The 22,486-nt window shown below is 59.1% G+C and carries 20 protein-coding genes and 1 riboswitch; of the genes, 10 read left to right on the top strand and 10 right to left on the bottom strand.

Annotation, left to right across the window (positions count from 1 at the left end; genetic code table 11):
* The first annotated feature begins 65 nt into the window (after positions 1–65).
* The 4 genes from rpoC to C9411_RS24575 all read left to right on the top strand — a co-directional run bounded on the left by rpoC (position 66) and on the right by C9411_RS24575 (position 6,643).
* The gene (rpoC, locus tag C9411_RS24590) at positions 66–4,289 is read left to right on the top strand and encodes a DNA-directed RNA polymerase subunit beta' (protein ID WP_025304939.1); all 4,224 of its coding nucleotides are present in this window, start codon (positions 66–68) and stop codon (positions 4,287–4,289) included.
* A gap of 167 nt (positions 4,290–4,456) precedes the next feature.
* Positions 4,457–4,903: an N-acetyltransferase gene (locus C9411_RS24585; RefSeq protein ID WP_107228114.1), complete on the top strand. Its 447-nt coding sequence runs from the start codon at positions 4,457–4,459 to the stop codon at positions 4,901–4,903.
* Positions 4,903–5,367, top strand: a complete 465-nt coding sequence (locus C9411_RS24580; protein ID WP_107228113.1) for an oxidoreductase — start codon at positions 4,903–4,905, stop codon at positions 5,365–5,367. The genes C9411_RS24585 and C9411_RS24580 overlap by 1 nt, the downstream gene beginning before the upstream one ends.
* Before the next feature lies 1 nt (position 5,368).
* On the top strand, positions 5,369–6,643 hold the full coding sequence (locus C9411_RS24575; protein WP_107228112.1) for a sensor histidine kinase KdpD: 1,275 nt from the start codon (positions 5,369–5,371) through the stop codon (positions 6,641–6,643).
* On the opposite strand, the gene C9411_RS24570 is transcribed toward C9411_RS24575, so the two are convergent.
* From C9411_RS24570 to C9411_RS24535, 8 genes are all read right to left on the bottom strand, one after another.
* The gene (locus C9411_RS24570) at positions 6,629–7,324 is read right to left on the bottom strand and encodes a response regulator (protein WP_233221947.1); all 696 of its coding nucleotides are present in this window, start codon (positions 7,322–7,324) and stop codon (positions 6,629–6,631) included. The two genes, C9411_RS24575 and C9411_RS24570, sit on opposite strands and share 15 nt — an antisense overlap.
* 825 nt (positions 7,325–8,149) lie before the next feature.
* A complete protein-coding gene (thiH, locus tag C9411_RS24565; protein WP_060442886.1) occupies positions 8,150–9,283 on the bottom strand; it encodes a 2-iminoacetate synthase ThiH in 1,134 nt (377 codons plus the stop codon).
* Complete coding sequence (locus C9411_RS24560; protein ID WP_107228111.1) at positions 9,283–10,062, bottom strand: thiazole synthase; 780 nt, start codon at positions 10,060–10,062, stop codon at positions 9,283–9,285. Before C9411_RS24560 ends, thiH begins: the two co-directional genes overlap by 1 nt.
* A gap of 1 nt (position 10,063) precedes the next feature.
* The gene (gene thiS / locus C9411_RS24555) at positions 10,064–10,264 is read right to left on the bottom strand and encodes a sulfur carrier protein ThiS (protein WP_016929423.1); all 201 of its coding nucleotides are present in this window, start codon (positions 10,262–10,264) and stop codon (positions 10,064–10,066) included.
* On the bottom strand, positions 10,261–11,010 hold the full coding sequence (locus C9411_RS24550) for a HesA/MoeB/ThiF family protein (RefSeq protein WP_107228110.1): 750 nt from the start codon (positions 11,008–11,010) through the stop codon (positions 10,261–10,263). The genes thiS and C9411_RS24550 overlap by 4 nt, the downstream gene beginning before the upstream one ends.
* On the bottom strand, positions 11,003–11,653 hold the full coding sequence (gene thiE, locus C9411_RS24545; RefSeq protein ID WP_063991777.1) for a thiamine phosphate synthase: 651 nt from the start codon (positions 11,651–11,653) through the stop codon (positions 11,003–11,005). Before thiE ends, C9411_RS24550 begins: the two co-directional genes overlap by 8 nt.
* A complete protein-coding gene (gene thiC / locus C9411_RS24540; RefSeq protein WP_107228109.1) occupies positions 11,646–13,589 on the bottom strand; it encodes a phosphomethylpyrimidine synthase ThiC in 1,944 nt (647 codons plus the stop codon). Before thiC ends, thiE begins: the two co-directional genes overlap by 8 nt.
* A 114-nt stretch (positions 13,590–13,703) precedes the next feature.
* A riboswitch (TPP riboswitch) is annotated at positions 13,704–13,828 on the bottom strand.
* Positions 13,829–13,867: 39 nt separating this feature from the next.
* Positions 13,868–14,371 (bottom strand): Rsd/AlgQ family anti-sigma factor, encoded by a 504-nt coding sequence (locus C9411_RS24535; protein WP_016929420.1) that lies wholly within the window; start codon positions 14,369–14,371, stop codon positions 13,868–13,870.
* Positions 14,372–14,472: 101 nt separating this feature from the next.
* Here C9411_RS24535 and nudC point away from each other — a divergent pair, with 101 nt between their 5' ends.
* The 6 genes from nudC (at position 14,473) to C9411_RS24505 (ending at position 18,848) form a co-directional block, all read left to right on the top strand.
* The gene (gene nudC / locus C9411_RS24530; RefSeq protein ID WP_063991785.1) at positions 14,473–15,240 is read left to right on the top strand and encodes an NAD(+) diphosphatase; all 768 of its coding nucleotides are present in this window, start codon (positions 14,473–14,475) and stop codon (positions 15,238–15,240) included.
* A gap of 38 nt (positions 15,241–15,278) precedes the next feature.
* Positions 15,279–16,343: a uroporphyrinogen decarboxylase gene (hemE, locus tag C9411_RS24525; RefSeq protein ID WP_033636735.1), complete on the top strand. Its 1,065-nt coding sequence runs from the start codon at positions 15,279–15,281 to the stop codon at positions 16,341–16,343.
* A gap of 9 nt (positions 16,344–16,352) precedes the next feature.
* Positions 16,353–17,039 (top strand): deoxyribonuclease V, encoded by a 687-nt coding sequence (nfi, locus tag C9411_RS24520; RefSeq protein WP_107228108.1) that lies wholly within the window; start codon positions 16,353–16,355, stop codon positions 17,037–17,039.
* Positions 17,040–17,087: 48 nt separating this feature from the next.
* Positions 17,088–17,678, top strand: coding sequence for a YjaG family protein (locus C9411_RS24515; RefSeq protein WP_025304951.1), 591 nt, complete (start codon positions 17,088–17,090; stop codon positions 17,676–17,678).
* Positions 17,679–17,867: 189 nt separating this feature from the next.
* Positions 17,868–18,140 carry a nucleoid-associated protein HU-alpha gene (gene hupA / locus C9411_RS24510; protein ID WP_004929874.1) on the top strand — a complete coding sequence of 91 codons (273 nt, stop codon included), beginning with the start codon at positions 17,868–17,870 and terminating at the stop codon, positions 18,138–18,140.
* A gap of 36 nt (positions 18,141–18,176) precedes the next feature.
* Positions 18,177–18,848: a DUF1481 domain-containing protein gene (locus tag C9411_RS24505; protein ID WP_107228107.1), complete on the top strand. Its 672-nt coding sequence runs from the start codon at positions 18,177–18,179 to the stop codon at positions 18,846–18,848.
* Positions 18,849–18,897: 49 nt separating this feature from the next.
* On the opposite strand, the gene purD is transcribed toward C9411_RS24505, so the two are convergent.
* Together purD and purH are read right to left on the bottom strand one after the other, a co-directional pair.
* Entirely contained in the window at positions 18,898–20,181 is a 1,284-nt protein-coding gene (purD, locus tag C9411_RS24500; protein WP_107228106.1) for a phosphoribosylamine--glycine ligase, read from the bottom strand.
* Positions 20,182–20,229: 48 nt separating this feature from the next.
* Positions 20,230–21,819 (bottom strand): bifunctional phosphoribosylaminoimidazolecarboxamide formyltransferase/IMP cyclohydrolase, encoded by a 1,590-nt coding sequence (gene purH, locus C9411_RS24495; protein WP_107228105.1) that lies wholly within the window; start codon positions 21,817–21,819, stop codon positions 20,230–20,232.
* Positions 21,820–22,486: the final 667 nt, after the last annotated feature.

Below are 22,486 nucleotides of genomic sequence, written 5' to 3'. Positions count from 1 at the left end.
GGTCACACGGGTACCTACTGCGGTTGTGGGTACCCAACAGGTTTAACTCCGACAGGAGCCAATCCGTGAAAGACTTATTGAAGTTTCTGAAAGCGCAAACTAAGACCGAAGAGTTTGATGCGATCAAGATTGCTCTGGCCTCGCCAGACATGATCCGTTCGTGGTCGTTCGGTGAAGTTAAGAAGCCGGAAACCATTAACTACCGTACGTTCAAACCTGAGCGTGACGGCCTTTTCTGCGCCCGTATCTTCGGGCCGGTAAAAGATTACGAGTGCCTGTGCGGTAAGTACAAGCGCTTGAAACACCGCGGCGTGATCTGTGAGAAGTGCGGCGTTGAAGTGACCCAGACCAAAGTGCGTCGTGAGCGCATGGGCCACATCGAGCTGGCTTCGCCGACCGCGCACATCTGGTTCCTGAAATCGCTGCCATCCCGCATCGGTTTGCTGCTGGATATGCCGCTGCGTGACATCGAACGGGTACTGTACTTCGAATCCTATGTGGTGGTCGAAGGCGGTATGACCAACCTCGAGCGTCGTCAGATCCTGACCGAAGAGCAGTATCTGGACGCGCTGGAAGAGTTCGGTGACGAATTCGACGCCAAGATGGGTGCGGAAGCCATTCAGGCCCTGTTGAAAAACATGGATCTGGAAGCCGAGTGCGAGCAGCTGCGTGAAGAGCTGAACGAAACCAACTCCGAAACCAAGCGCAAGAAGCTGACCAAGCGTATCAAGCTGCTGGAAGCGTTCGTACAGTCCGGCAACAAGCCGGAGTGGATGATCCTGACCGTGCTGCCGGTACTGCCGCCGGATCTGCGCCCGCTGGTTCCGCTGGATGGCGGTCGTTTCGCGACGTCGGATCTGAACGATCTGTATCGCCGCGTGATCAACCGTAACAACCGTCTGAAACGCCTGCTGGATCTGGCTGCGCCTGACATCATCGTGCGCAACGAAAAGCGTATGCTGCAAGAAGCGGTAGACGCCCTGCTGGATAACGGTCGTCGGGGTCGTGCCATCACCGGTTCCAACAAACGTCCTCTGAAATCTTTGGCCGACATGATCAAAGGTAAGCAGGGTCGTTTCCGTCAGAACCTGCTCGGTAAACGCGTTGACTACTCCGGCCGTTCCGTCATCACCGTAGGTCCATACCTGCGTCTGCATCAGTGCGGTCTGCCTAAAAAGATGGCGCTGGAGCTGTTCAAACCGTTCATCTACGGCAAGTTGGAGCTGCGTGGCCTGGCCACCACCATCAAAGCCGCCAAGAAAATGGTTGAGCGTGAAGAAGCCGTCGTTTGGGATATCCTGGACGAAGTGATCCGCGAACACCCGGTACTGCTGAACCGTGCACCAACCCTGCACCGTTTGGGTATCCAGGCATTTGAACCGGTTCTGATCGAAGGTAAAGCGATCCAGCTGCACCCGCTGGTTTGTGCGGCCTATAACGCCGACTTCGACGGTGACCAGATGGCTGTTCACGTACCGCTGACGCTGGAAGCTCAGCTGGAAGCGCGTGCGCTGATGATGTCCACCAACAACATCCTGTCCCCAGCGAACGGCGAGCCAATCATCGTTCCTTCTCAGGACGTTGTACTGGGTCTGTACTACATGACCCGCGACTGTGTTAACGCCAAGGGCGAAGGCATGGTGCTGAACGGTTCCAAAGAAGCTGAGCGTGTTTACCGCGCCGGCCTGGCGTCTCTGCATGCGCGCGTTAAAGTGCGTATCACCGAAGACGTCAAGAACGCCGAAGGCGAATGGACTTCTCAGACCAGCATCATCGACACCACCATCGGCCGCGCCATCCTGTGGATGATCGTACCGAAAGGTCTGCCGTACTCGATCGTTAACCAGCCTTTGGGCAAGAAAGCGATCTCCAAGATGCTGAACACCTGTTACCGCATCCTGGGCCTGAAGCCGACCGTTATCTTTGCTGACCAGATCATGTACACCGGTTTTGCTTACGCAGCCCGTTCCGGCGCTTCCGTAGGTATCGACGACATGGTTATCCCGGCCAAGAAAGCGGAGATCATCGAAGAAGCGGAAACCGAAGTTGCCGAGATCCAGGAGCAGTTCCAGTCTGGTCTGGTTACCGCCGGCGAACGCTACAACAAAGTGATCGATATCTGGGCAGCAGCGAACGAACGCGTTGCGAAAGCGATGATGGAAAACCTGTCGGTAGAAGACGTGGTTAACCGTGACGGCGAAGTGGAACAGCAAGTTTCCTTCAACAGCATCTTTATGATGGCCGACTCCGGTGCGCGTGGTTCCGCCGCTCAGATTCGTCAGCTGGCCGGTATGCGTGGTCTGATGGCGAAGCCGGATGGCTCCATCATCGAAACGCCAATCACCGCGAACTTCCGTGAAGGTCTGAACGTACTCCAGTACTTCATCTCCACCCACGGTGCTCGTAAAGGTCTGGCGGATACCGCACTGAAAACCGCGAACTCCGGTTATCTGACTCGTCGTCTGGTTGACGTGGCGCAGGATCTGGTGGTGACCGAAGACGACTGTGGCACTCACGACGGCATCCTGATGACTCCGGTTATCGAAGGTGGCGACGTGAAAGAGCCGCTGCGTGAACGCGTTCTGGGCCGTGTGACGGCAGAAGATGTCCTCAAGCCGGGTACGGCGGACATTCTGGTGCCACGCAACACCCTGCTGAACGAGAAGGCGTGTGACCTGTTGGAAGAGAACTCTGTCGACAGCGTTAAAGTCCGTTCCGTGGTGAGCTGTGAAACCGACTTTGGTGTGTGTGCAAACTGCTACGGTCGCGACCTGGCACGTGGCCACATCATCAACAAAGGTGAAGCCATCGGCGTTATCGCGGCCCAGTCCATCGGTGAGCCGGGTACACAGCTGACGATGCGTACGTTCCACATCGGTGGTGCGGCATCTCGTGCGGCTGCTGAATCCAGCATCCAGGTGAAAAACAAGGGTAGCCTCAAGCTGAGCAACGTGAAGTTCGTTATGAACGCAGCGGGCAAGCTGGTGATCACCTCGCGTAACACCGAACTGAAACTGATCGACGAATTCGGCCGTACCAAAGAAAGCTACAAGGTGCCTTACGGTGCCGTGATGGGCAAAGGCGACGGTGAAGAAGTTAACGGCGGCGAAACCGTCGCTAACTGGGATCCGCACACCATGCCGGTCATCAGTGAAGTCAGCGGCTTCATTCGCTTCGCGGATATGGTTGACGGCCAGACCATTACTCGCCAGACCGACGAACTGACCGGTTTGTCTTCTCTGGTCGTACTGGACAGCGCAGAGCGTACCGGTAGCGGTAAAGACCTGCGTCCGGCACTGAAAATCGTTGACGCTCAGGGCGAAGACGTATTGATCCCAGGTACTGATATGCCTGCTCAATACTTCCTGCCGGGCAAAGCGATCGTTCAGCTGGAAGACGGCATTCAGATCGGTGCGGGTGATACCCTGGCGCGTATTCCTCAGGAATCCGGCGGTACCAAGGATATTACCGGTGGTCTGCCGCGCGTTGCCGACCTGTTCGAAGCACGTCGTCCGAAAGAGCCGGCAATCCTGGCTGAAATCAGCGGGATTATCTCGTTCGGTAAAGAGACCAAAGGTAAACGTCGCCTGGTGATCTCTCCGCTGGACGGCAGCGACGCTTACGAAGAGATGATTCCGAAATGGCGTCAGCTCAACGTGTTCGAAGGCGAAGTGGTGGAGCGTGGCGACGTCGTTTCTGACGGCCCAGAGTCTCCGCACGACATTCTGCGTCTGCGTGGCGTGCATGCGGTTACCCGCTACATCACCAACGAAGTGCAGGAAGTTTACCGTCTGCAAGGCGTTAAGATTAACGATAAGCACATCGAAGTTATCGTTCGTCAGATGCTGCGTAAAGGCACCATCGTTAGCGCTGGTGGCTCCGAGTTCCTGGAAGGCGAGCAGGCTGAAGTGTCTCGCGTCAAGATTGCCAACCGTCAGCTGGAAGCTGAAGGTAAAATCGCGGCAACCTTCTCGCGCGATCTGCTGGGTATCACCAAGGCTTCCTTGGCGACCGAGTCCTTCATCTCCGCTGCATCGTTCCAGGAAACGACGCGCGTTCTGACCGAAGCTGCCGTAGCCGGCAAGCGTGATGAACTGCGTGGCCTGAAAGAGAACGTCATCGTGGGCCGTCTGATCCCAGCCGGTACCGGTTACGCTTATCATCAGGATCGCATGCGTCGTCGTGCTCAGGGTGAAGCGCCGGTTGTTCCGCAAGTCAGCGCGGAAGAAGCGACGGCTAACCTGGCCGAGCTGCTCAACGCAGGCCTGGGCGGCAGCGACGACGAGTAATCGTCATCCGCGCCGCGGGCCCGGCATGCCGGGCCCATCGCCAGATAAACCGCCCCCTCGGGGGCGGTTTTTTTTCGCCTCATGCCGGGGAAGAGCAAACTTTGCTACTATGGTTACAGCAGAAATTGACCGGCGCTTTTTACCTGATAACCAAGGACAGTGCGAACATGGACAGCCTCATTACCTTCGAGAAACTGACGGCGCAACACCTGCCTTACCTGTATGAGATCCGCTTTTCCGTTGAAGAAAACCTGCTGCACCCGCATCAGATCCAGTATCTGCGGCGCAAACAGGCGCTGGAGGATATCGACCAGGGCGGCGGCTGGATCTGCAAGCATGGCGACGACTATGCCGGCGTTGGTTTCGGGTTATTCATCCCTGAACCGCTGATCGGCGGCCTGTTCGTGAAGCCGGAATACCAGTCGAAGGGGATCGGCTCCGCCTTGCTGGCACGGGTCACTACCTGGATGTTTGAGCACGGCGCCGAAGCGATCCACTTAACCACCGATCCCGGCTCCAAAGCCGAAGGCTTTTATCAACATCATGGCTGGGTCGTGGTCGGGCAGGATGAGTTTGGCCAGGCCGAACTGGTGAAACGCAAAGAGGGTGAATAATGACAATCAAAGGATTGATGACGTTCCTGCTGCTTTCGCTGTTCAGCGCGCCGCTGTATGCGGCCGTTGACTATTTTTACCTCAAACCGCTCGACGGCGAGAAGATCAAGATAACTCGGCAGATGCTGGAAGCGATGCCGCGGCATACGATTAAAACCTCGACCAATTTCACCCCGGAAGATACGTTCACCGGCGTTGAGTTTGCGGAGCTGGTGAAAGCCTATCACCTGAAAGGCCAGTCGGTGCGCGCCTTCGCCTGGGATGATTACTCCTATTCGATGCCGATCGATGAGATGATTAAATACCGCGTGATCGTCGCCTACCAGCGCGGCGGTAAGCCGATCGACGTTGGGGAACTGGGGCCATTCGCCATTATTTATCCGCGCGATGGCTACGCCGAGCTGAATAACCTGGATGTGAATGCGAAAACCGTCTGGCAAGTTAAACGGTTGGATCTGAAATAAGATGAGCAAAAAACTGATCGGTACTCTTATCGCGTTGGTTGCCATCTTCTCCTTATTGATTTTGTTGATTGCTATTAACTTCGGCGGCGTAAAAGAACGCTATAAGCAGATCGAGCCCAATCTGGACAACTACTCGGTGGCCGAGATCCTCTTTCTGGCGTTTGAAAGGACCAAAACCGCGCTGCTGCTCAGTGAAAACAACGACTACGACGCCTTCCAGATCAAAAAGAAAATTTTCTACTCGAAGATTCAGATCCTGGAGAGCCGTTCGACCTTCAGCGACTCTTTTTATTACGACGACGAGTTCATCAAGAATGTCGCGCTGCTGAAGCAGCAGTACCGCACGTTGGATGAGCTCTCCGCCGGCTTGCTGGTGGGGCAGAGAAACAAGGCGGACATTCTCTCTTATATGGATGATATCGAGGGCACGCTGGTCGATATCCAGGAAATTATTTATCGGATACAGATTAAAAACTTTACCGAAGTGAAAGGCATCATCCAGGACAACTCGAGTAAAGCCGAGATGTTCGCCCTCTTTTCGCTGATATTGGTATTCCTGATGATGTTCCTGGTGCTGAGAAATGCCTTCTCGTTGAAAGAGATCATCAAGAACAAGAACATCTTTATCTCTTCCATCTACCACGAGATCGCCGGTTCGACCCAGGCCATCGTCATTGCCGCGGATATCATGGAGCACGAGCTGGCGCAGGAAGAGTTGAAAAAAGAAGCCCGCCTGGTCTCCTATCACGGTAATAAGATCGCCGAACAAACGCGCGAGGTGATGGATTATTCACGGCTTGAGATGGGGGAAGTCAAAATCAATATTTCCACCTTCCGGCTGAATGAGGTGGTGGACGATGCCGTAACCGGTATCGGCGCCGGGCGCGGCAATCGCCTCATGATTCACCGTTCGTCTTATGCCGGCCTGATTGGTTCTGATAAATACAAGCTCTACCGAATATTGGCCAACCTGCTCAGCAACGCGGACAAATTTACCCACCACGGCGCGATCGCCCTCAATGTGAAGGTGTGTCACGGTAATCTGTATTTGCGGGTAAAAGACACCGGCATCGGGTTTAACGTCGATAACCTGGATCGGTTATATAAGGCGTTCAATCAGGGGGTGGAAAGGGAAACGCGGCAGGGGTTGGGGCTGGGGCTGACCATTATCAAAAATTACGTCACGACGATGAAAGGCACCATTAGAGCCAAATCCGTCGAAGGGGTGGGCTCATCGTTTTTGATCCGCATCCCGATCAAACTAATTAAAGAATAGGTTCGACAGCAGCAGCGAGGAGATAATCAGCGGCTTGGTCGGTTTTTCCACCAGGTGTACGTCATAGTGCAGGATCATATCGCCGATGTTTTTCTCGTAGTGATTCAGCTGGCCGGTCAGAATGATGATGCGGGCGTGCGGATCGAGGGCGTCTTTAATTTTCTTCACGACGCGTTCGGAGGTCTCGCCGAAGTCCAACAGCCAGTCCAGAATAAACGCCTCAAAGGACTGCTGTTCCAGCGCGGCCAGCATGGCGTCCGCCGTCTGAAAGGTCTCAGTCTCGATGCCGTATCGGCTGGCGATCTTCTTCAACAGTTCGAGAATATCGCCGTCATTATCCAGGATCGCGATACGCGGGGCCGGCAGAAAGTCAATCTTGTTGACTTTGTACAGCGGAGCCTCGGCGGCATGTTCCCGATTGGTGTTGATGATGAAAAGATCGTCTTTTTTGTAGGCGTAGGTTTCGTCGTTGTCCGCTTGCGTGACTGGGCACTCGTCGACTTCAATGCTGCAGCGCTTGTGAATGCTGTTCATGATAAAGACGCCGTTATGCGTCCTTTGGCCGGCGAAGGGCTCGTTGAAGTACTGGAAAACCTTTTTGACTTCATCGAGGGTGATGCCCCTTTTGCCATCCAGTTTCTGTTTGGCGCTGTTGTACTGAAGGTTCAGTATGTTGGCCATCGTGGAGGCATGTTTTCTGTCGCCAACTCCTTTCAGAGTGAGCAACGCGCTGATTGCATCGATGTAATTTGGCGTTTTCTTCATGACAACCTTGGCTTTTTTTGATGTTGACCGCGAGCGCTGAAAAACCTGCGCGAGGACCCGTGCTGGATTATAGATGATGCCCCGGCGGTTGCGGCGATATCAGTTTGATTTTCCTTGGCAAACTCATAACACACTCGATATCAAATAAAAAAACACTCAAAAGACATTCACATTTAATCGTTTGTATGGTTAATTAGCGCACATACTGTGTGATTCGCGTCCTGGGGGGGTGCCAGTCTCACAAAATAAACCGCCTGCTCTTGTCCGTAAGCAGGGAGCAGGCGGCAAAAAAGCTCTGCGGCCAACACCAGGGCCATAGGCAGTACCGGGGATGACCATTCGAACCTCTCTTCGTCGCTGTACCTTCTTTTTCCCCGTTCCTCACTTTTCTGCCGTAACAGCGCCCTATGAATATCACTCCTGCGTGAATACCGAACGCAACTAGACCATCTTTCTGACTGCCCATTAGCCGACAAGACAACCTGCCCGTACGCTTTTACAAGCCGTGATACGCGACATGCGCGTTGCCGCGGACGAGGGCCCGGCGTCGCGCAAGAGAATCTCCGACGCGATCCGGGATGGGATAAGGCGGGGCCATCGAGAGGGAGACGGCCCCGGCCGGCACCGGGTTTGGTGGCCGGCAAGGCCACTATAGCCGGAGAGCTTGCCGGCGCCAGCGCCACCGTTCGGCATTGCGCGGCCGTTCCAGCGTTTTCTTCACGCGGCGGTAAACGTTGCCGTTTATTGCGCGCTGCGTCCCAGATAATCGTCCCAGTCTTTCCACACCGGCTGCAGCCCGGCATTGCTGATGGCCTCGGCGACCTGCTGCGGCGTGCGGCCGTCGTGCGGCTCGAACTGTTCCAATTCCGGCGGTACGTCGTCGGCATAGCCGCCGGGCTGCGTCTTGGATCCGGCGCTGACGCTGTTGATCGCCACCGGGATCATGTGATCGCGGAAGTACGGCGACTCACGCGTAGACAGCGACAGCTCAACGTCCGGCGCGAACAGCCGGAAGGCGCAGATCAGCTGCACCAGCTGGGGCTCGCTCATGATCGACGCCGGTTCAATACCGCCGGCGCAGGGGCGCAGACGCGGGAACGAGATCGAGTAGCGGCTCTGCCAGTAGGTTTGCTGCAGGTAGAACAGATGTTCCGCCAGCAGGTAACAGTCGGTGCGCCAGCTGTTGGACAGGCCGATCAATGCGCCGAGGCCGATCTTGTCGATCCCGGCGCGCCCCAGGCGATCCGGCGTGGCCAGGCGCCAATGGAAATCCTGCTTCTGGCCGCGCAGATGGTGCTGCAGATAGGTGGCCGGATGGTAGGTTTCCTGATACACCAGCACGCCGTCCAGGCCCAGCGTTTTCAGTTCGGCGTACTCGTCCTGCGCCAGCGGCTGCACTTCCATCATCAGCGAGCTGAAGTGGCGGCGGATCGCCGGAATGTGCTGACGGAAATAGTCCATGCCGACCTTGGTCTGATGCTCGCCGGTGACCAGCAACAGGTGTTCGAACCCCAGCGCCTTGATGGCTTCGCACTCGCGTGCGATCTCCGCCGCATCGAGCGTTTTACGCTTGATGCGGTTGCTCATTGAAAAGCCGCAGTAGGTGCAGTCGTTGGCGCACAGGTTAGAGAGGTACAGCGGCACATAGAAGCTGACGACGTTGCCGAAGCGCTGACGGGTCAGCTGCTGCGCGCGCTGCGCCAGCGGTTCCAGATACGGCGCGGCGGCGGGGGAGATCAGTGCCATAAAGTCGTCGCGCGTCAGCTTGTCGGCATTCAATGCGCGTTCCACGTCGCGTGCGGTTTTGCCGTTGATGCGCAGCGTAATATCGTCCCAATCCAGCTGTTGCCAGCGGCTACTGAAATCGTCGGCCATCACTGTGCCTCCTCTGGCTGGCTGAGGAAGGCGGTCAGCGGGCTGGAGGAGGCCGCACTGCGCTGGCTTGAGCCTAATCCGGCGCTGCGCGCCAGCTCGCCGGCTTCCAGCGCCAGGCGAAACGCCCGTGCCATTCCTACCGGATCGCGCGCCACGGCGATGGCGGTATTCACCAGCACCGCGTCGGCGCCCAGCTCCATCGCTTCCAGCGCGTGGCTCGGCGCGCCGATGCCGGCATCGACCACCACCGGCACCTTGGCCTGTTCGATGATGATCTCGAGGAAGTCGCGGGTGCGCAGACCGCGGTTGGAGCCGATAGGGGCGCCGAGCGGCATCACCGCCGCACAGCCCACCTCTTCCAGCCGTTTGCACAGCACCGGATCGGCGCCGCAGTAGGGCAGCACCACAAAACCGTCTTTCACCAGCGTTTCCGCCGCCTTCAGCGTTTCTATCGGATCCGGCAGCAGGTATTTCACATCGGGATGGATCTCCAGCTTCACCCAGTGGGTGCCGAGCGCTTCGCGCGCCAGCCGGGCGGCGAACACCGCTTCGGCGGCGGTTTTGGCACCGGAGGTATTGGGCAACAGCCTGACGCCCAACTGCTGCAGCGGCGCCAAAATGGCGTCGTTGCCGCCGCGCAGATCGACGCGCTTCATGGCCATGGTCACCAGCTGTGAGCCGGAGGCCGCCAGCGCCTCCAACATCAGCGCCGGGGTGGCGAACTTGCCGGTGCCGGTGAACAGGCGCGAGGTAAAAGTGGTATCGGCGATTTTCAGCATGTCAGCCTCCGGCGATCGCTTGAAACAGCAAAATGTCGTCACCGTCCTGCACCTGATGGTCGGCCCAGTCGGCGCGTGGGATGATGGTTTGGTTGATCGCCAGCGCGGTGCCCGGCTGGTGGCGTTCCAGCTGGGTCAGCAGGGCGGCGACGCTGAGCGGCTGCGCCAGCTCCAGCGGTTGATCGTTCAGTCGGATCTTCATGCCGCGCCTCCGCATGCCGGGCAGGTGCGGGCCTGGCTCAGTTGCAGCGTGCTCCAGCTCTGCTGCTTGCCGTCGAACAACCGCAGTTTACCGCTGAGAGAGGAAGGCATGCCGGCCAGCATTTTGATGGCTTCCAGCGCTTGCAGAGTGCCGATCACGCCCACCACCGGGCCGAGCACCCCGGCGGTGCGGCAGTTGCGTTGCGGCTCTTCCTGTTCCGGGTACAGGCAGGCGTAGCAGCCATGCGCATAGGGCGGCTCGAGCACCAGCAGCTGGCCGCTGAAACCGACCGCGCTGCCGCTGATCAGCGGTTTGGCGGCGGCAATGCAGGCGGCATTGACCTCATGGCGGGTCGCCATATTGTCGCAGCAATCCAGCACCAGGTCGGCGCGGGCGACCGCGTCGCGCAGCGCTTGCCCCTGCAGCCGCTGCGCCAGCGGGATGGATTCTACCAACGGGTTCAATGCCTGCAGGTGGCGTTGCGCCAGCGCCGCCTTGCCGGTGGCGGTATCGGCGCTGCGGTAGAGAATTTGCCGCTGCAGGTTGGTGACGTGCAGCTGGTCGTCGTCGGCCAGCAGCAGCGTGCCGACGCCGGCGGCGGCCAGATACAGCGAAGCCGGGGAACCGAGCCCGCCTAAACCGACGATCAGCACCGTGGCGCGCTTGAGTTTCTCCTGGCCTTCCGGGCCGACGTCCTCCAGCAGCAGCTGACGGCTGTAGCGCAGGAATTCCTGATCGTTAAGCATCGTTCGGATCCTCGCCTTCGATCAGCCGCAGCAGCTCGGCCGTCGCCGCGCGCCAGTCCGGCGCCTGGGTGATGGCGCTGACCACCGCCACGCTGCCGACGCCGCACGCCAGCACCGCCGGTACGCGATCGATGCTGATCCCGCCGATCGCTACCGTCGGGTAATCCGCCAAATCGGCGATATGGCGCTTCAACTCCGTCAGCCCCTGCGGCGCCGAAGGCATGTCTTTGGTCTGGGTAGGGAAGATGTGCCCCAGCGCGATGTAGGACGGTTTCACCGCCAGCGCGCGCGCCAGCTCGGCGTCGTCATGGGTGGATACGCCCAGCCGCAGCCCGGCGCGGTGGATGGCCGCCAGATCGGTGGTATCGAGATCTTCCTGGCCCAGATGTACGCCGTAGGCGCCGTGTTTGATCGCCAGCCGCCAGTAGTCGTTGATGAACAGCCGCGCCTGATAACGCTGGCCCAGCGCGATGGCGGCGGCGATATCCTCTTCGACCTGCTCGTCAGGCAGATCTTTGATGCGCAGCTGGATCGTGGTGACGCCGGCCTCCAGCAGGCGAGCGATCCACGCCACGCTGTCGACGACCGGGTAAAGCCCCAGCTTGTGGGGCGTAGCCGGGAAGGGGGTCGTGATATCAGTCATTGCTTGTCTCCTCTTGCAGGGTGCCGGCGCTGTGATACAGCTCGCTGCCGCGGGCGCGGAACTCGGCGGACATTTTCTCCATGCCGGTCAGCTGTACTTCGATCGGCTTGGCGGCTTCCTGGGCGGCGGCGTAGTCGCGCACCTCCTGCGAAATTTTCATCGAGCAGAATTTCGGCCCGCACATCGAGCAGAAGTGGGCGACCTTGCCGGATTCCTGCGGCAGGGTTTCGTCGTGATAGGCGCGCGCGGTGGCCGGATCGAGCGCCAGATTGAACTGATCTTCCCAGCGGAATTCGAAACGCGCCTTGGACATGGCGTTATCGCGGATCTGCGCGCCCGGATGGCCTTTGGCCAGATCGGCGGCGTGAGCGGCGATCTTGTAGGTGATCAGGCCCTGTTTGACGTCCTCTTTGTTCGGCAGGCCGAGGTGCTCTTTCGGCGTGACGTAACACAGCATGGCGCAGCCGAACCAGCCGATCATTGCCGCGCCGATGCCGGAGGTGAAATGGTCATAGCCCGGGGCGATATCGGTGGTCAGCGGGCCGAGGGTGTAGAACGGCGCTTCGTGGCAGTGTTCCAGCTCTTCGGTCATGTTGCGGCGGATCATCTGCATCGGCACGTGGCCCGGGCCTTCGATCATCACCTGCACGTCGTATTCCCAGGCGATTTTGGTCAGCTCGCCCAGCGTATGCAGCTCGGCGAACTGGGCTTCGTCGTTGGCGTCCTGAATCGAGCCGGGGCGCAGGCCGTCGCCGAGCGACAGCGAAACGTCGTAGGCGGCGCAGATCTCACAGATTTCACGGAAATGCTGATAGAGGAAGTTTTCCTGATGGTGCGACAGACACCATTTGGCCATGATCGAGCCACCGCGCGACACGATGCCGGTCAGGCGTTTGGCGGTCATCGGCACGTAGCGCAGCAGCACGCCGGCGTGGATGGTGAAGTAGTCGACCCCTTGCTCCGCCTGTTCCAGCAGCGTATCGCGGAACATCGCCCAGGTGAGGTTTTCCGCCACGCCGTTGACCTTCTCGAGTGCCTGGTAGATCGGCACGGTGCCGATGGGCACCGGGCTGTTGCGCAGGATCCACTCGCGGGTTTCGTGAATATAGCGACCGGTTGAGAGATCCATCACGGTGTCCGCGCCCCAGCGGGTGGACCACACCAGCTTCTCCACCTCTTCTTCGATCGACGACGTGACCGCCGAGTTGCCGATATTGGCGTTCACCTTCACCAGGAAATTGCGGCCGATGATCATCGGCTCCGCCTCCGGATGGTTGATGTTGGCGGGAATGATGGCGCGGCCGGCGGCCACTTCCTGACGCACGAACTCCGGCGTGATGTTGTCCGGCAGGTTGGCGCCCCAGCTCTGGCCCGGATGCTGGTGGCGCAATACCTCGCCCCGAATGCGCTCGCGCCCCATGTTTTCACGGATGGCGATGAACTCCATCTCCGGGGTGACGATACCGGCGCGGGCATAGTGCAGCTGGGTCACGCACTTGCCCGGCAGCGCCCTGCGCGGCAGCGGCAGATGCTCGAAGCGCAGGTGATCCAGCCCCTCGTCCGCCAGCCGCTGTTGGGTGAAGCCGGAGCTGGCGCCGCTGAGGGTGGCGGTATCGCCGCGCGCGTCGATCCAGTCGGCGCGCAGCTTGGCCAGGCCGGCGTGTACGTCGAGCTCGGCCTGCGGATCGCCGTAGGGGCCGGCGGTGTCATACACCGGGATCGCCTCGTTGGGTTCATACTGCGGGTGGTCTTTGCTGCCGCCAAGCAGGGTCGGGCTGAGCTGAATTTCGCGCATCGGCACCTGGATATCGCTGCGCGAGCCTTGCAGATAGATGCGGCGTGAGTTCGGGAAAGCCATGCCTTGCAGGGTGTCGATAAACTGCTGGGCGGCTTCGCGTTGCGCTTTACGAGCGCGCGGTGGATTAACGTTAGACATAGCAAGTTCCTACCAGTGTGTTGGGTTGGGAAAGTTGCTTGTCTGGAGCTCGGAGGGAGTAATGATGGTGGCCGATCAGGCAGGGCGCCCACAAGGGGAAGGCCGTGCCTGTGACGATAGATTACTCTTGTTCCCTTCGCGGGTATTAACCCGATCAGGTTCCGCGGATCCCGAATTAACGGTCTCAGCCTGGCTGATTCGATGAACAAATCAGGCGCTAGGCACTCCGACAAGATGCCCCCCAGTATAGGAGGGATAAGAAAAAAAACTATAAAATTTTAACGCGCCGGATCCAGCGTCTGGTCCGGCAGCGGTTGCTGTGCGGCTTCCGCCTCCAACTGGATCAGCTTATCTTCCAGCGCAAAGCGCGCCGCCAGCGTTTCGCCGATATCCGACAAGGCCTGGTGGAATTCCAGACAAACCTCCTGATCGATATCCACTTCGGTATAGCGATCGTGGAACGCCATGATCTGTTCGGTATTGGCCCACAGCTTGGGGTAGATGTTCACCGCCAGCGACATTTTCGGACTGGCTGCGCCTTCCACTTGTTTGATAATTCTGTCATAGATATGAAAATGCCCTGCGGAGAGGTAATCCACCAGGTTGTGGCAAAAGTTCTCCAGCGCTTTTTCATTCAGCGGCGTATGCTTTTCTTTATTCGGTTTGAGGCCTACCAGCGTGCAGTAGGCGACCAGCAACTGTTTGCGGGCCTGAAGCCATTGATCAACTAATTCATTACTACCGCCAACGCGCTGAGTCAGCCTTTCCAAACGGTTGAGCATGTTTGACTCCGTGTAAGTAATAAAAGTAACCGGTAAGTTATTAAAATGTAACAAAGCCGATTCGTAGAGTGCCAGTGAAGCTGAGGTTGTGCAACAACGATATGGAACTTGCATTAACGGGCAATGAAAACGGCTGGTGGATTGTCAGCCATGAAAGCAAACTTTGGTTACCGAACGGTGAATTGCCGTCGGGGACTGCCGCCGCTCTTGGGCTGCGGGGCCACATGGCGCGCACCATCGGTGAATGGGAGGGCGCGCCGGTCTGGCTGGTGCGCCAGGCGATGCCGCGGGAGATGGGCTCGGTGCGTCAGCTGTTGGATCAGGATCGCGGTCTGTTCCAGCTTGCCGGGCGCGGCGTGCAGCTGGCGGATTTCTACCGTTCCCATCGCTACTGCGGCTACTGCGGCCATGAGATGCACCTCAGTCGCTCCGAAAGCGCCTGCCTGTGCGGCCACTGCAAAGAGCGGTACTATCCGCAGATTGCACCCTGCGTAATCGTCGCCATTCGGCGCGAGGATCAGATCCTGCTGGCGCAACACGTGCGTCATCGCGGCGGCATCCACACGGTGCTGGCCGGCTTCGTCGAAGTGGGCGAAACGCTGGAACAGGCGGTGGCGCGTGAAGTGATGGAAGAGAGCAATATCGAAATCAAGAACCTGCGCTACGTCACTTCACAACCCTGGCCGTTCCCGCACTCGCTGATGATGGCCTTTATGGCCGATTACCATCAGGGTGACATTCGTCACGATCCCAAGGAGCTGCTCAACGCCGGCTGGTATCGCTACGACCAATTGCCGCTGTTGCCGCCGCCCGGCACCGTGGCGCGCCGGTTGATTGAGGACACCGTGGCGCTGTGCCGGGCAGAATAATGTACAATGGCCGGCAGATTATTAAGGGAGCCCCATAAATGACTGAGTTGAAGAACGATCGCTACCTGCGCGCGCTGTTGCGCCAGCCGGTGGATGTGACCCCCGTATGGATGATGCGCCAGGCCGGTCGTTATTTACCGGAGTACAAGGCGACCCGCGCCCAGGCCGGTGATTTCATGTCGCTGTGCAAGAACGCGGAGCTGGCCTGCGAGGTCACGCTGCAGCCGCTGCGCCGCTATGCGCTGGACGCCGCCATCCTGTTCTCCGACATTCTCACCATTCCCGACGCCATGGGGCTCGGCCTGTACTTTGAAGCCGGCGAAGGCCCGCGTTTCAGCTCTCCCGTTACCTGCCGCGCCGACGTCGATAAGCTGCCGGTGTTCGATCCGGAAGTGGAGCTGGGCTATGTGATGAACGCGGTGCGCACCATTCGCCGCGAGCTGAAGGGCGAAGTGCCGCTGATCGGCTTCTCCGGCAGCCCGTGGACGCTGGCGACTTATATGGTCGAAGGCGGCAGCAGCAAGGCCTTCACCAAGCTGAAGAAGATGATGTATGCCGAACCGGCCACGCTGCACCTGTTGCTGGACAAGCTGGCGGACAGCGTGATCCTATACCTCAATGCCCAGATCAAAGCCGGCGCGCAGTCGGTGATGGTGTTCGACACCTGGGGCGGCGTGCTGACCGGGCGCGATTACCGCGAGTTCTCTTTGCACTACATGCACAAGATCGTCGACGGGCTGCTGCGTGAAAACGACGGCCGCCGCGTGCCGGTGACGCTGTTCACCAAAGGCGGCGGGCAGTGGCTGGAGGCGATGGCCGCCACCGGCTGCGATGCGCTGGGGCTGGATTGGACCACCGACATCGCCGACGCACGTCGGCGCGTGGGCGACAAAGTGGCGCTGCAGGGCAATATGGATCCGTCGATGCTTTATGCCTCCCCGGCGCGCATCGCGGAAGAAGTGGAGACCATTCTGGCCGGTTTCGGCCACGGCAACGGCCATGTGTTCAACCTGGGCCACGGCATCCATCAGGATGTGCCGCCGGAGCACGCCGGCGCCTTCGTCGAGGCGGTACACGCGCACTCGGCAAAATACCACCGTTAAGGATCTGATGTGACCGATATGGCGGCCCTGCGCGCCGAACAGCTGCGGCGCGCGGCTGAAGTCATTCGCTACGACGATCTGCCGGCCGAACCGCCGGCCTTCATCGCCGGCGCCGACGTGGGCTTCGAGCAAGAAGGGGCGGTGACGCGCGCCGCCATCGCCATCCTGCGCTATCCGTCGCTGGAGCTGGTGGAGTATCAGGTGGCGCGCATCGCCACCGTCATGCCCTATATCCCGGGCTTCCTGTCGTTTCGCGAATACCCGGCGCTGTTGGCCGCCTGGGCGCAGCTGCAGCAGAAACCGGGGCTGATCTTCGTCGATGGGCACGGCATTTCGCATCCGCGGCGTCTCGGCGTCGCCAGCCATTTCGGCCTGCTGGTCGATGTGCCGACCATCGGCGTGGCCAAGAAGCGCCTGTGCGGCAAATTTGCGCCGCTGGACGCCGCCGTCGGCGCGCTGACGCCGTTGGAAGACAAGGGTGAACAGCTGGGCTGGGTGTGGCGCAGCAAGGCGCGTTGCAACCCGCTGTTCATCTCTACCGGCCATCGCGTGAGCGCCGACAGCGCGCTGGCGTGGGTGCAACGCTGCATGGCGGGCTACCGTTTACCGGAGCCGACCCGCTGGGCCGACGCTATCGCGTCGCGGCGCCCGGCGTTTCAGCGTTGGTTGCAGCAGCATCCGGAGGTGTCGCCATGAGCGATTTCGGGTACACTGCGCCGCAGATAACGCGTAAGAGAGTAAAGCATGCTACGTAACCCGATTCATTTACGTCTGGAACGGCACGAGGCTTGGCAACATTTGACCTTTATGGCCAGTTTGTGCGAGCGTATGTACCCGAATTACCAGATGTTCTGCAAACAGACCGAGTTTGGCGATCCGGCGGTTTATCGCCGCATTCTGGATTTGGTGTGGGAAACGCTGGTGGTGAAGGACGCCAAGGTCAACTTCGACAGCCAGCTCGAGAAGTTGGAAGAGGCGATTCCGTCGGCGGAAGATTACGATCTTTACGGCGTTTACCCGGCAATTGATGCCTGTATCGCATTAGGGGAACTGATCCATTCGCGGCTCGGCGGGGAGACGCTGGAGCACGCCATCGCCATCAGCGAAACATCGATTCGCACCGTGGCGATGTTGGAAATGACTCAAGCCGGTAAGGAAATGACCGACGAAGAGTTGGGAAGTTTGCCTGCGGTAGAGGAAGAATGGGACATTCAATGGGAAATTTTCCGCCTGTTGGACGCCTGTGAAGAGCGCGATATAGACCTGATCAAGGGGCTGCGATCCGACCTGCGAGAGGCGGGTGTCAGCAACATCGGGATAAATTTAGCGCAATAAGGCAACAAAACGTGATTTAACGCCTGATTTGTCATGCCTTAAGGCTTCACATCCGCACCCTGTCTGGTCTACATTTGGGGGGCGTAAAAAAAGTGGCTATCGGTGCGTGTATGCAGGAGAGTGCTGTCAATCGGCATATCCGTCGCACTCGATGCTTTGCAAACGATAAACACACTGTAAGGATAACTTATGAACAAGACTCAACTGATTGATGTAATCGCGGACAAGGCTGACCTTTCCAAAGCACAAGCTAAACTGGCTCTGGAATCCACCCTGGCTGCTATTACTGAGTCTCTGAAAGAAGGTGATGCAGTACAATTGGTTGGCTTCGGTACTTTCAAAGTAAACCATCGTAGCGAGCGCACTGGCCGCAACCCACAGACTGGCAAAGAAATCAAAATCGCAGCAGCCAACGTGCCTGCGTTCGTTTCTGGCAAAGCACTGAAAGACGCTGTTAAATAAGACCGCGCCTCGGTGAAAAGATTAAACAGAGGGGCGATGGCGCCCCTTTTGTTTACTCGTCGGGTGCTCATGGCCGCCGGCATCGCCCTCGGTCTGAGCGCCTGCAGTTTCCATTCCGATATTCCGAGCTTTACCGCCAGCGGCTTTGTGGCCGATCAGGGCGTGATACGCCTGTGGCGTAAAGACGATGAGCAACATCGCCCGCAGGTGCTGGTCAGCGTCTATAGCCCCTACCGGGGGCCGGGTACCATCACCACGCTGTACACCTATCAGGGCGACGTGCTGCGCCAAATCAAACGTAACGACGCCGACGGCGATCGGGACTCTATTCAACTGCGCTTTGCCGATGACGGCACGGTGAGCTTTATGCAGCGCCAGCTGGCGACACGCCGCGAACCGCTGACCAGCGATGAAATCGCCCTGTACCAATATCAGGCGCGGCGGATCCTCGAAGTGAGCAATGCACTGCGCGCCGGCAAGGTCAAATTGCTGCAGGGGCGTTGGATGCAGGGCGAGGTGCAAACCTGCGACGGCCAACGCATGAAACCGGGGCTGGACGCCGCCTCCATCGTCTGGATCGAGAAGCGTGCCCGCAGCAGCAGCTGGCCGGTGAGCGTCGCCTGGCTGGAAGCGCCGGAAGGCAGCGAACTGCTGCTGGTGGCGAACGACGATTTCTGCAGTTGGGAACCGAAAGAAGACCAGCTATAAAAAAGGCCCCGCGCTGCGGAGCCTCTCGTCATGACCTTATACGGTCAAATCACTTGCCGCGCGCAATCGCGCGATAACCGATGTCTTTGCGACAGAAGCTGCCCGGCCACTCAATGCCTTCGGCCAGCTGGTAGGCACGTTGCTGCGCCTGCGCCACGGTGTCGCCCAGCGCGGTTACGCACAGCACGCGGCCGCCGCTGGTGACGACGTCATTGCCTTGCAGGCGTGTACCGGCATGGAAGACCTTGCCGTCGGCGCTTTCCTGCTGCGGCAATCCCTGGATCACCTCGTCGTTGCGATAGTCGCCCGGATAACCGCCGGCCGCCAGCACCACGCCGAGCGCAGGGCGTTCGTCCCAGTCAGAGCTCTTCTCGTTCAGGCGGCCTTCGGCACCCGCCAGGCACAGCTCCACCAGATCGGAACGCAGGCGCAGCATGATGGGCTGGGTTTCGGGATCGCCAAAACGACAGTTGAACTCGATCACTTTCGGTTGGCCATCGGCGGCGATCATCAGGCCGGCGTACAGGAAGCCGACGTAGGTGTTGCCTTCCGCCGCCATGCCGCGCACCGTCGGCCAGATCACCTGGTCCATGGCGCGCCGGTGGATTTCGTCGGTCACGACCGGCGCCGGGGAGTAGGCTCCCATGCCGCCGGTGTTCGGGCCGGTATCGCCGTCGCCGACGCGTTTGTGGTCCTGGCTGGTGGCCATCGGCACCACGTTCTCGCCGTCGACCATCACGATGAAGCTGGCTTCTTCGCCGTCGAGGAATTCTTCCACGACGATGCGATGACCGGCGTCGCCGAAGGCGTTGCCGGCCAGCATGTCACGCACGGCTTCTTCCGCTTCTTGCAGCGTCATTGCGACGATCACGCCTTTACCGGCCGCCAGGCCATCGGCCTTGATGACGATCGGCGCGCCTTTGCGGCGCACATAGGCCAGTGCCGGCTCTACCTCGGTGAAGTTTTCATATTCGGCGGTCGGGATGCGGTGGCGCGCCAGGAAATCCTTGGTGAAGGCTTTGGAGCCTTCGAGCTGCGCGGCGGCCTGCGACGGGCCGAAGATTTTCAGGCCGGCGGCCTGGAAGGCGTCGACCACGCCGATCACCAGCGGCGCTTCCGGCCCGACGATGGTCAGACCGATGTCATGGCTCTGGGCGAAAGCGACCAGGGCAGGGATGTCGGTGGCGGCGATCGCCACGTTTTCCAGATTGGCTTCCAGCGCGGTGCCGGCATTGCCCGGCGCAACGTAGACTTTGTCCGCCAGCGGAGACTGGGCGGCTTTCCAGGCCAGCGCGTGTTCGCGCCCGCCGTTGCCGATAATCAAAATGTTCATCAGGGGCTCCACGAATGGCGTGCGCCGGAGCGCACGCGGCAAAAGGAATTAATGGCGGAAGTGACGCATGTCGGTGAAGAGCATCGCGATGCCGTGCTCGTTGGCGGCCGCGATCACTTCGTCGTCGCGGATCGAGCCGCCCGGCTGGATCACGCAGGTGATGCCGACCGCCGCCGCGGCATCGATGCCGTCGCGGAACGGGAAGAAGGCGTCGGAGGCCATGGCGGACCCTTTCACTTCCAGCCCTTCGTCGCCTGCTTTGATGCCGGCGATCTTGGCGGAATAAACGCGGCTCATCTGGCCGGCACCTATGCCGATGGTCATGTTGTCACGTGCATAAACGATGGCGTTGGATTTCACGAACTTGGCCACTTTCCAGCAAAACAGCGCGTCGCGCAGTTCCTGCTCGGTCGGCTGGCGCTCGGATACCACACGCAGATCGGCGGCGGTCACCATGCCCAGATCGCGATCCTGAACCAGCAGGCCGCCGTTGACGCGCTTGAAGTCCAGCCCCGCCACGCGTTGCTGCCACTGACCGCAGGCCAGCACGCGCACGTTCTGCTTGGCGGCCAGCAGGGAGCGTGCTTCCTGGGTGACGTTTGGCGCGATGATCACTTCCACGAATTGGCGGCTGATGATCGCCTGCGCGGTGGCGGCATCCAGCTCGCGGTTAAAGGCGATGATGCCGCCGAAGGCGGAGGTTGGGTCGGTTTGGTAAGCGCGCTCGTAAGCGGCCAGGATGTCGTCGCCGATCGCCACGCCGCAAGGGTTGGCGTGTTTGACGATCACGCAGGCCGGCTCGGCGAACTCTTTCACGCATTCCAGCGCGGCGTCGGTATCGGCGATGTTGTTATAAGACAGCGCCTTGCCCTGCAGCTGCTCGGCGGTCGCGACGGACGCTTCCTTTACCTCTTCTTCTATATAGAAGGCGGCCTGCTGGTGGCTGTTCTCACCGTAGCGCATATCCTGCTTCTTGATGTAGTTGAGGTTCAGGGTACGCGGGAAGCGGCCGGACGGCTGTTCGGTCTCGCCGTGGTACGCCGGCACCAGCGCGCCGAAGTAGTTGGCGATCATGCTGTCGTAGGCGGCGGTGTGCTCGAAGGCCTTGATGGCGAGATCGAAGCGGGTGGCATAGCGCAGCGAGCCGTCGTTGTTGTCCATCTCGGTAATGATGGCGGCGTAGTCGCTGCTCTTCACTACGATGGCGACGTCTTTATGGTTCTTGGCGGCGGAGCGCACCATGGTCGGGCCGCCGATATCGATATTCTCGACCGCGTCTTCCAGCGAGCAGTCCGCGCGCGCCACGGTTTGGGCGAACGGATACAGATTGACGACCACCATGTCGATAGGCTTGATGTCATGCTGATTCATGACGGCGTCGTCCTGGCCGCGGCGGCCAAGGATACCGCCGTGAACTTTCGGGTGCAGGGTCTTAACTCGTCCGTCCATCATTTCCGGGAAGCCGGTGTAGTCGGAAACTTCGGTAACGGGCAGACCGGCGTCTGCCAGCAGGCGAGCGGTGCCGCCGGTGGAGAGCAGTTCAACGCCGCGCTGGGAAAGCGCTTCGGCGAATTCAACGATACCGGCTTTGTCAGACACGCTGAGCAGGGCCCGGCGGATTGGACGAGGTTGTTGCATGGTTTTATCCCTTGGCTTTGAGTCGCAATTAAAGAGCGTTACGTGAATGTCCACCTCGTTCTCTCTATAAGGAAGGGTTTTTGCCTTATAAAGGGAGGGTCAGGCACATATTCAGGTAACGCCCCCATAAAAAGGGGGATCGTTTTGTCGCGGGGAATTGTAGCGAAAACGTTTGCGTGGCGCTCGTAAATTTTCCGTACAAATCGCATCTGTGGATAACACTGTGTGCAAGTGGGTATAAGGCGGGGTTTTGCTGTGGAATGCAGCGAACGATCGTTTTTGCTGAAAATACCTGTTGCGGCCTGCGAGGAACTCCCTATAATGCGCCTCCATCGACACGGAACATGTGAACAACTTCACAGAGTATCCGGGGGTCGCAGAGAAAAAATCCTGAAAATTAGGGTTGACTCTGAAAGAGGAAAGCGTAATATACGCCACCTCGAGTTAGCAAGCGAAAGCGCCTAACTCACTGCTCTTTAACAATTTATCAGACAATCTGTGTGGGCACTCCACAAGACGATATCCAGCATCTTCGGATGCAAAAAAATATCAAGTCTTGAAGAGTGACTAACTGAAGTAAAATTCATGCAGTAAATCTTTGAGCATCGCTTCTCGAGTGGAAGCAAATCAAGCTTTTAATTGAAGAGTTTGATCATGGCTCAGATTG

It is taken from the genome of Serratia sp. Nf2, assembly GCF_003028435.1.
GTDB classification, from domain to species: Bacteria; Pseudomonadota; Gammaproteobacteria; order Enterobacterales; family Enterobacteriaceae; genus Serratia; species Serratia marcescens_L.
The sequence above is the reverse complement of the archived record's forward strand: the minus strand, read 5'-3'. Positions and strand labels throughout refer to the sequence as shown.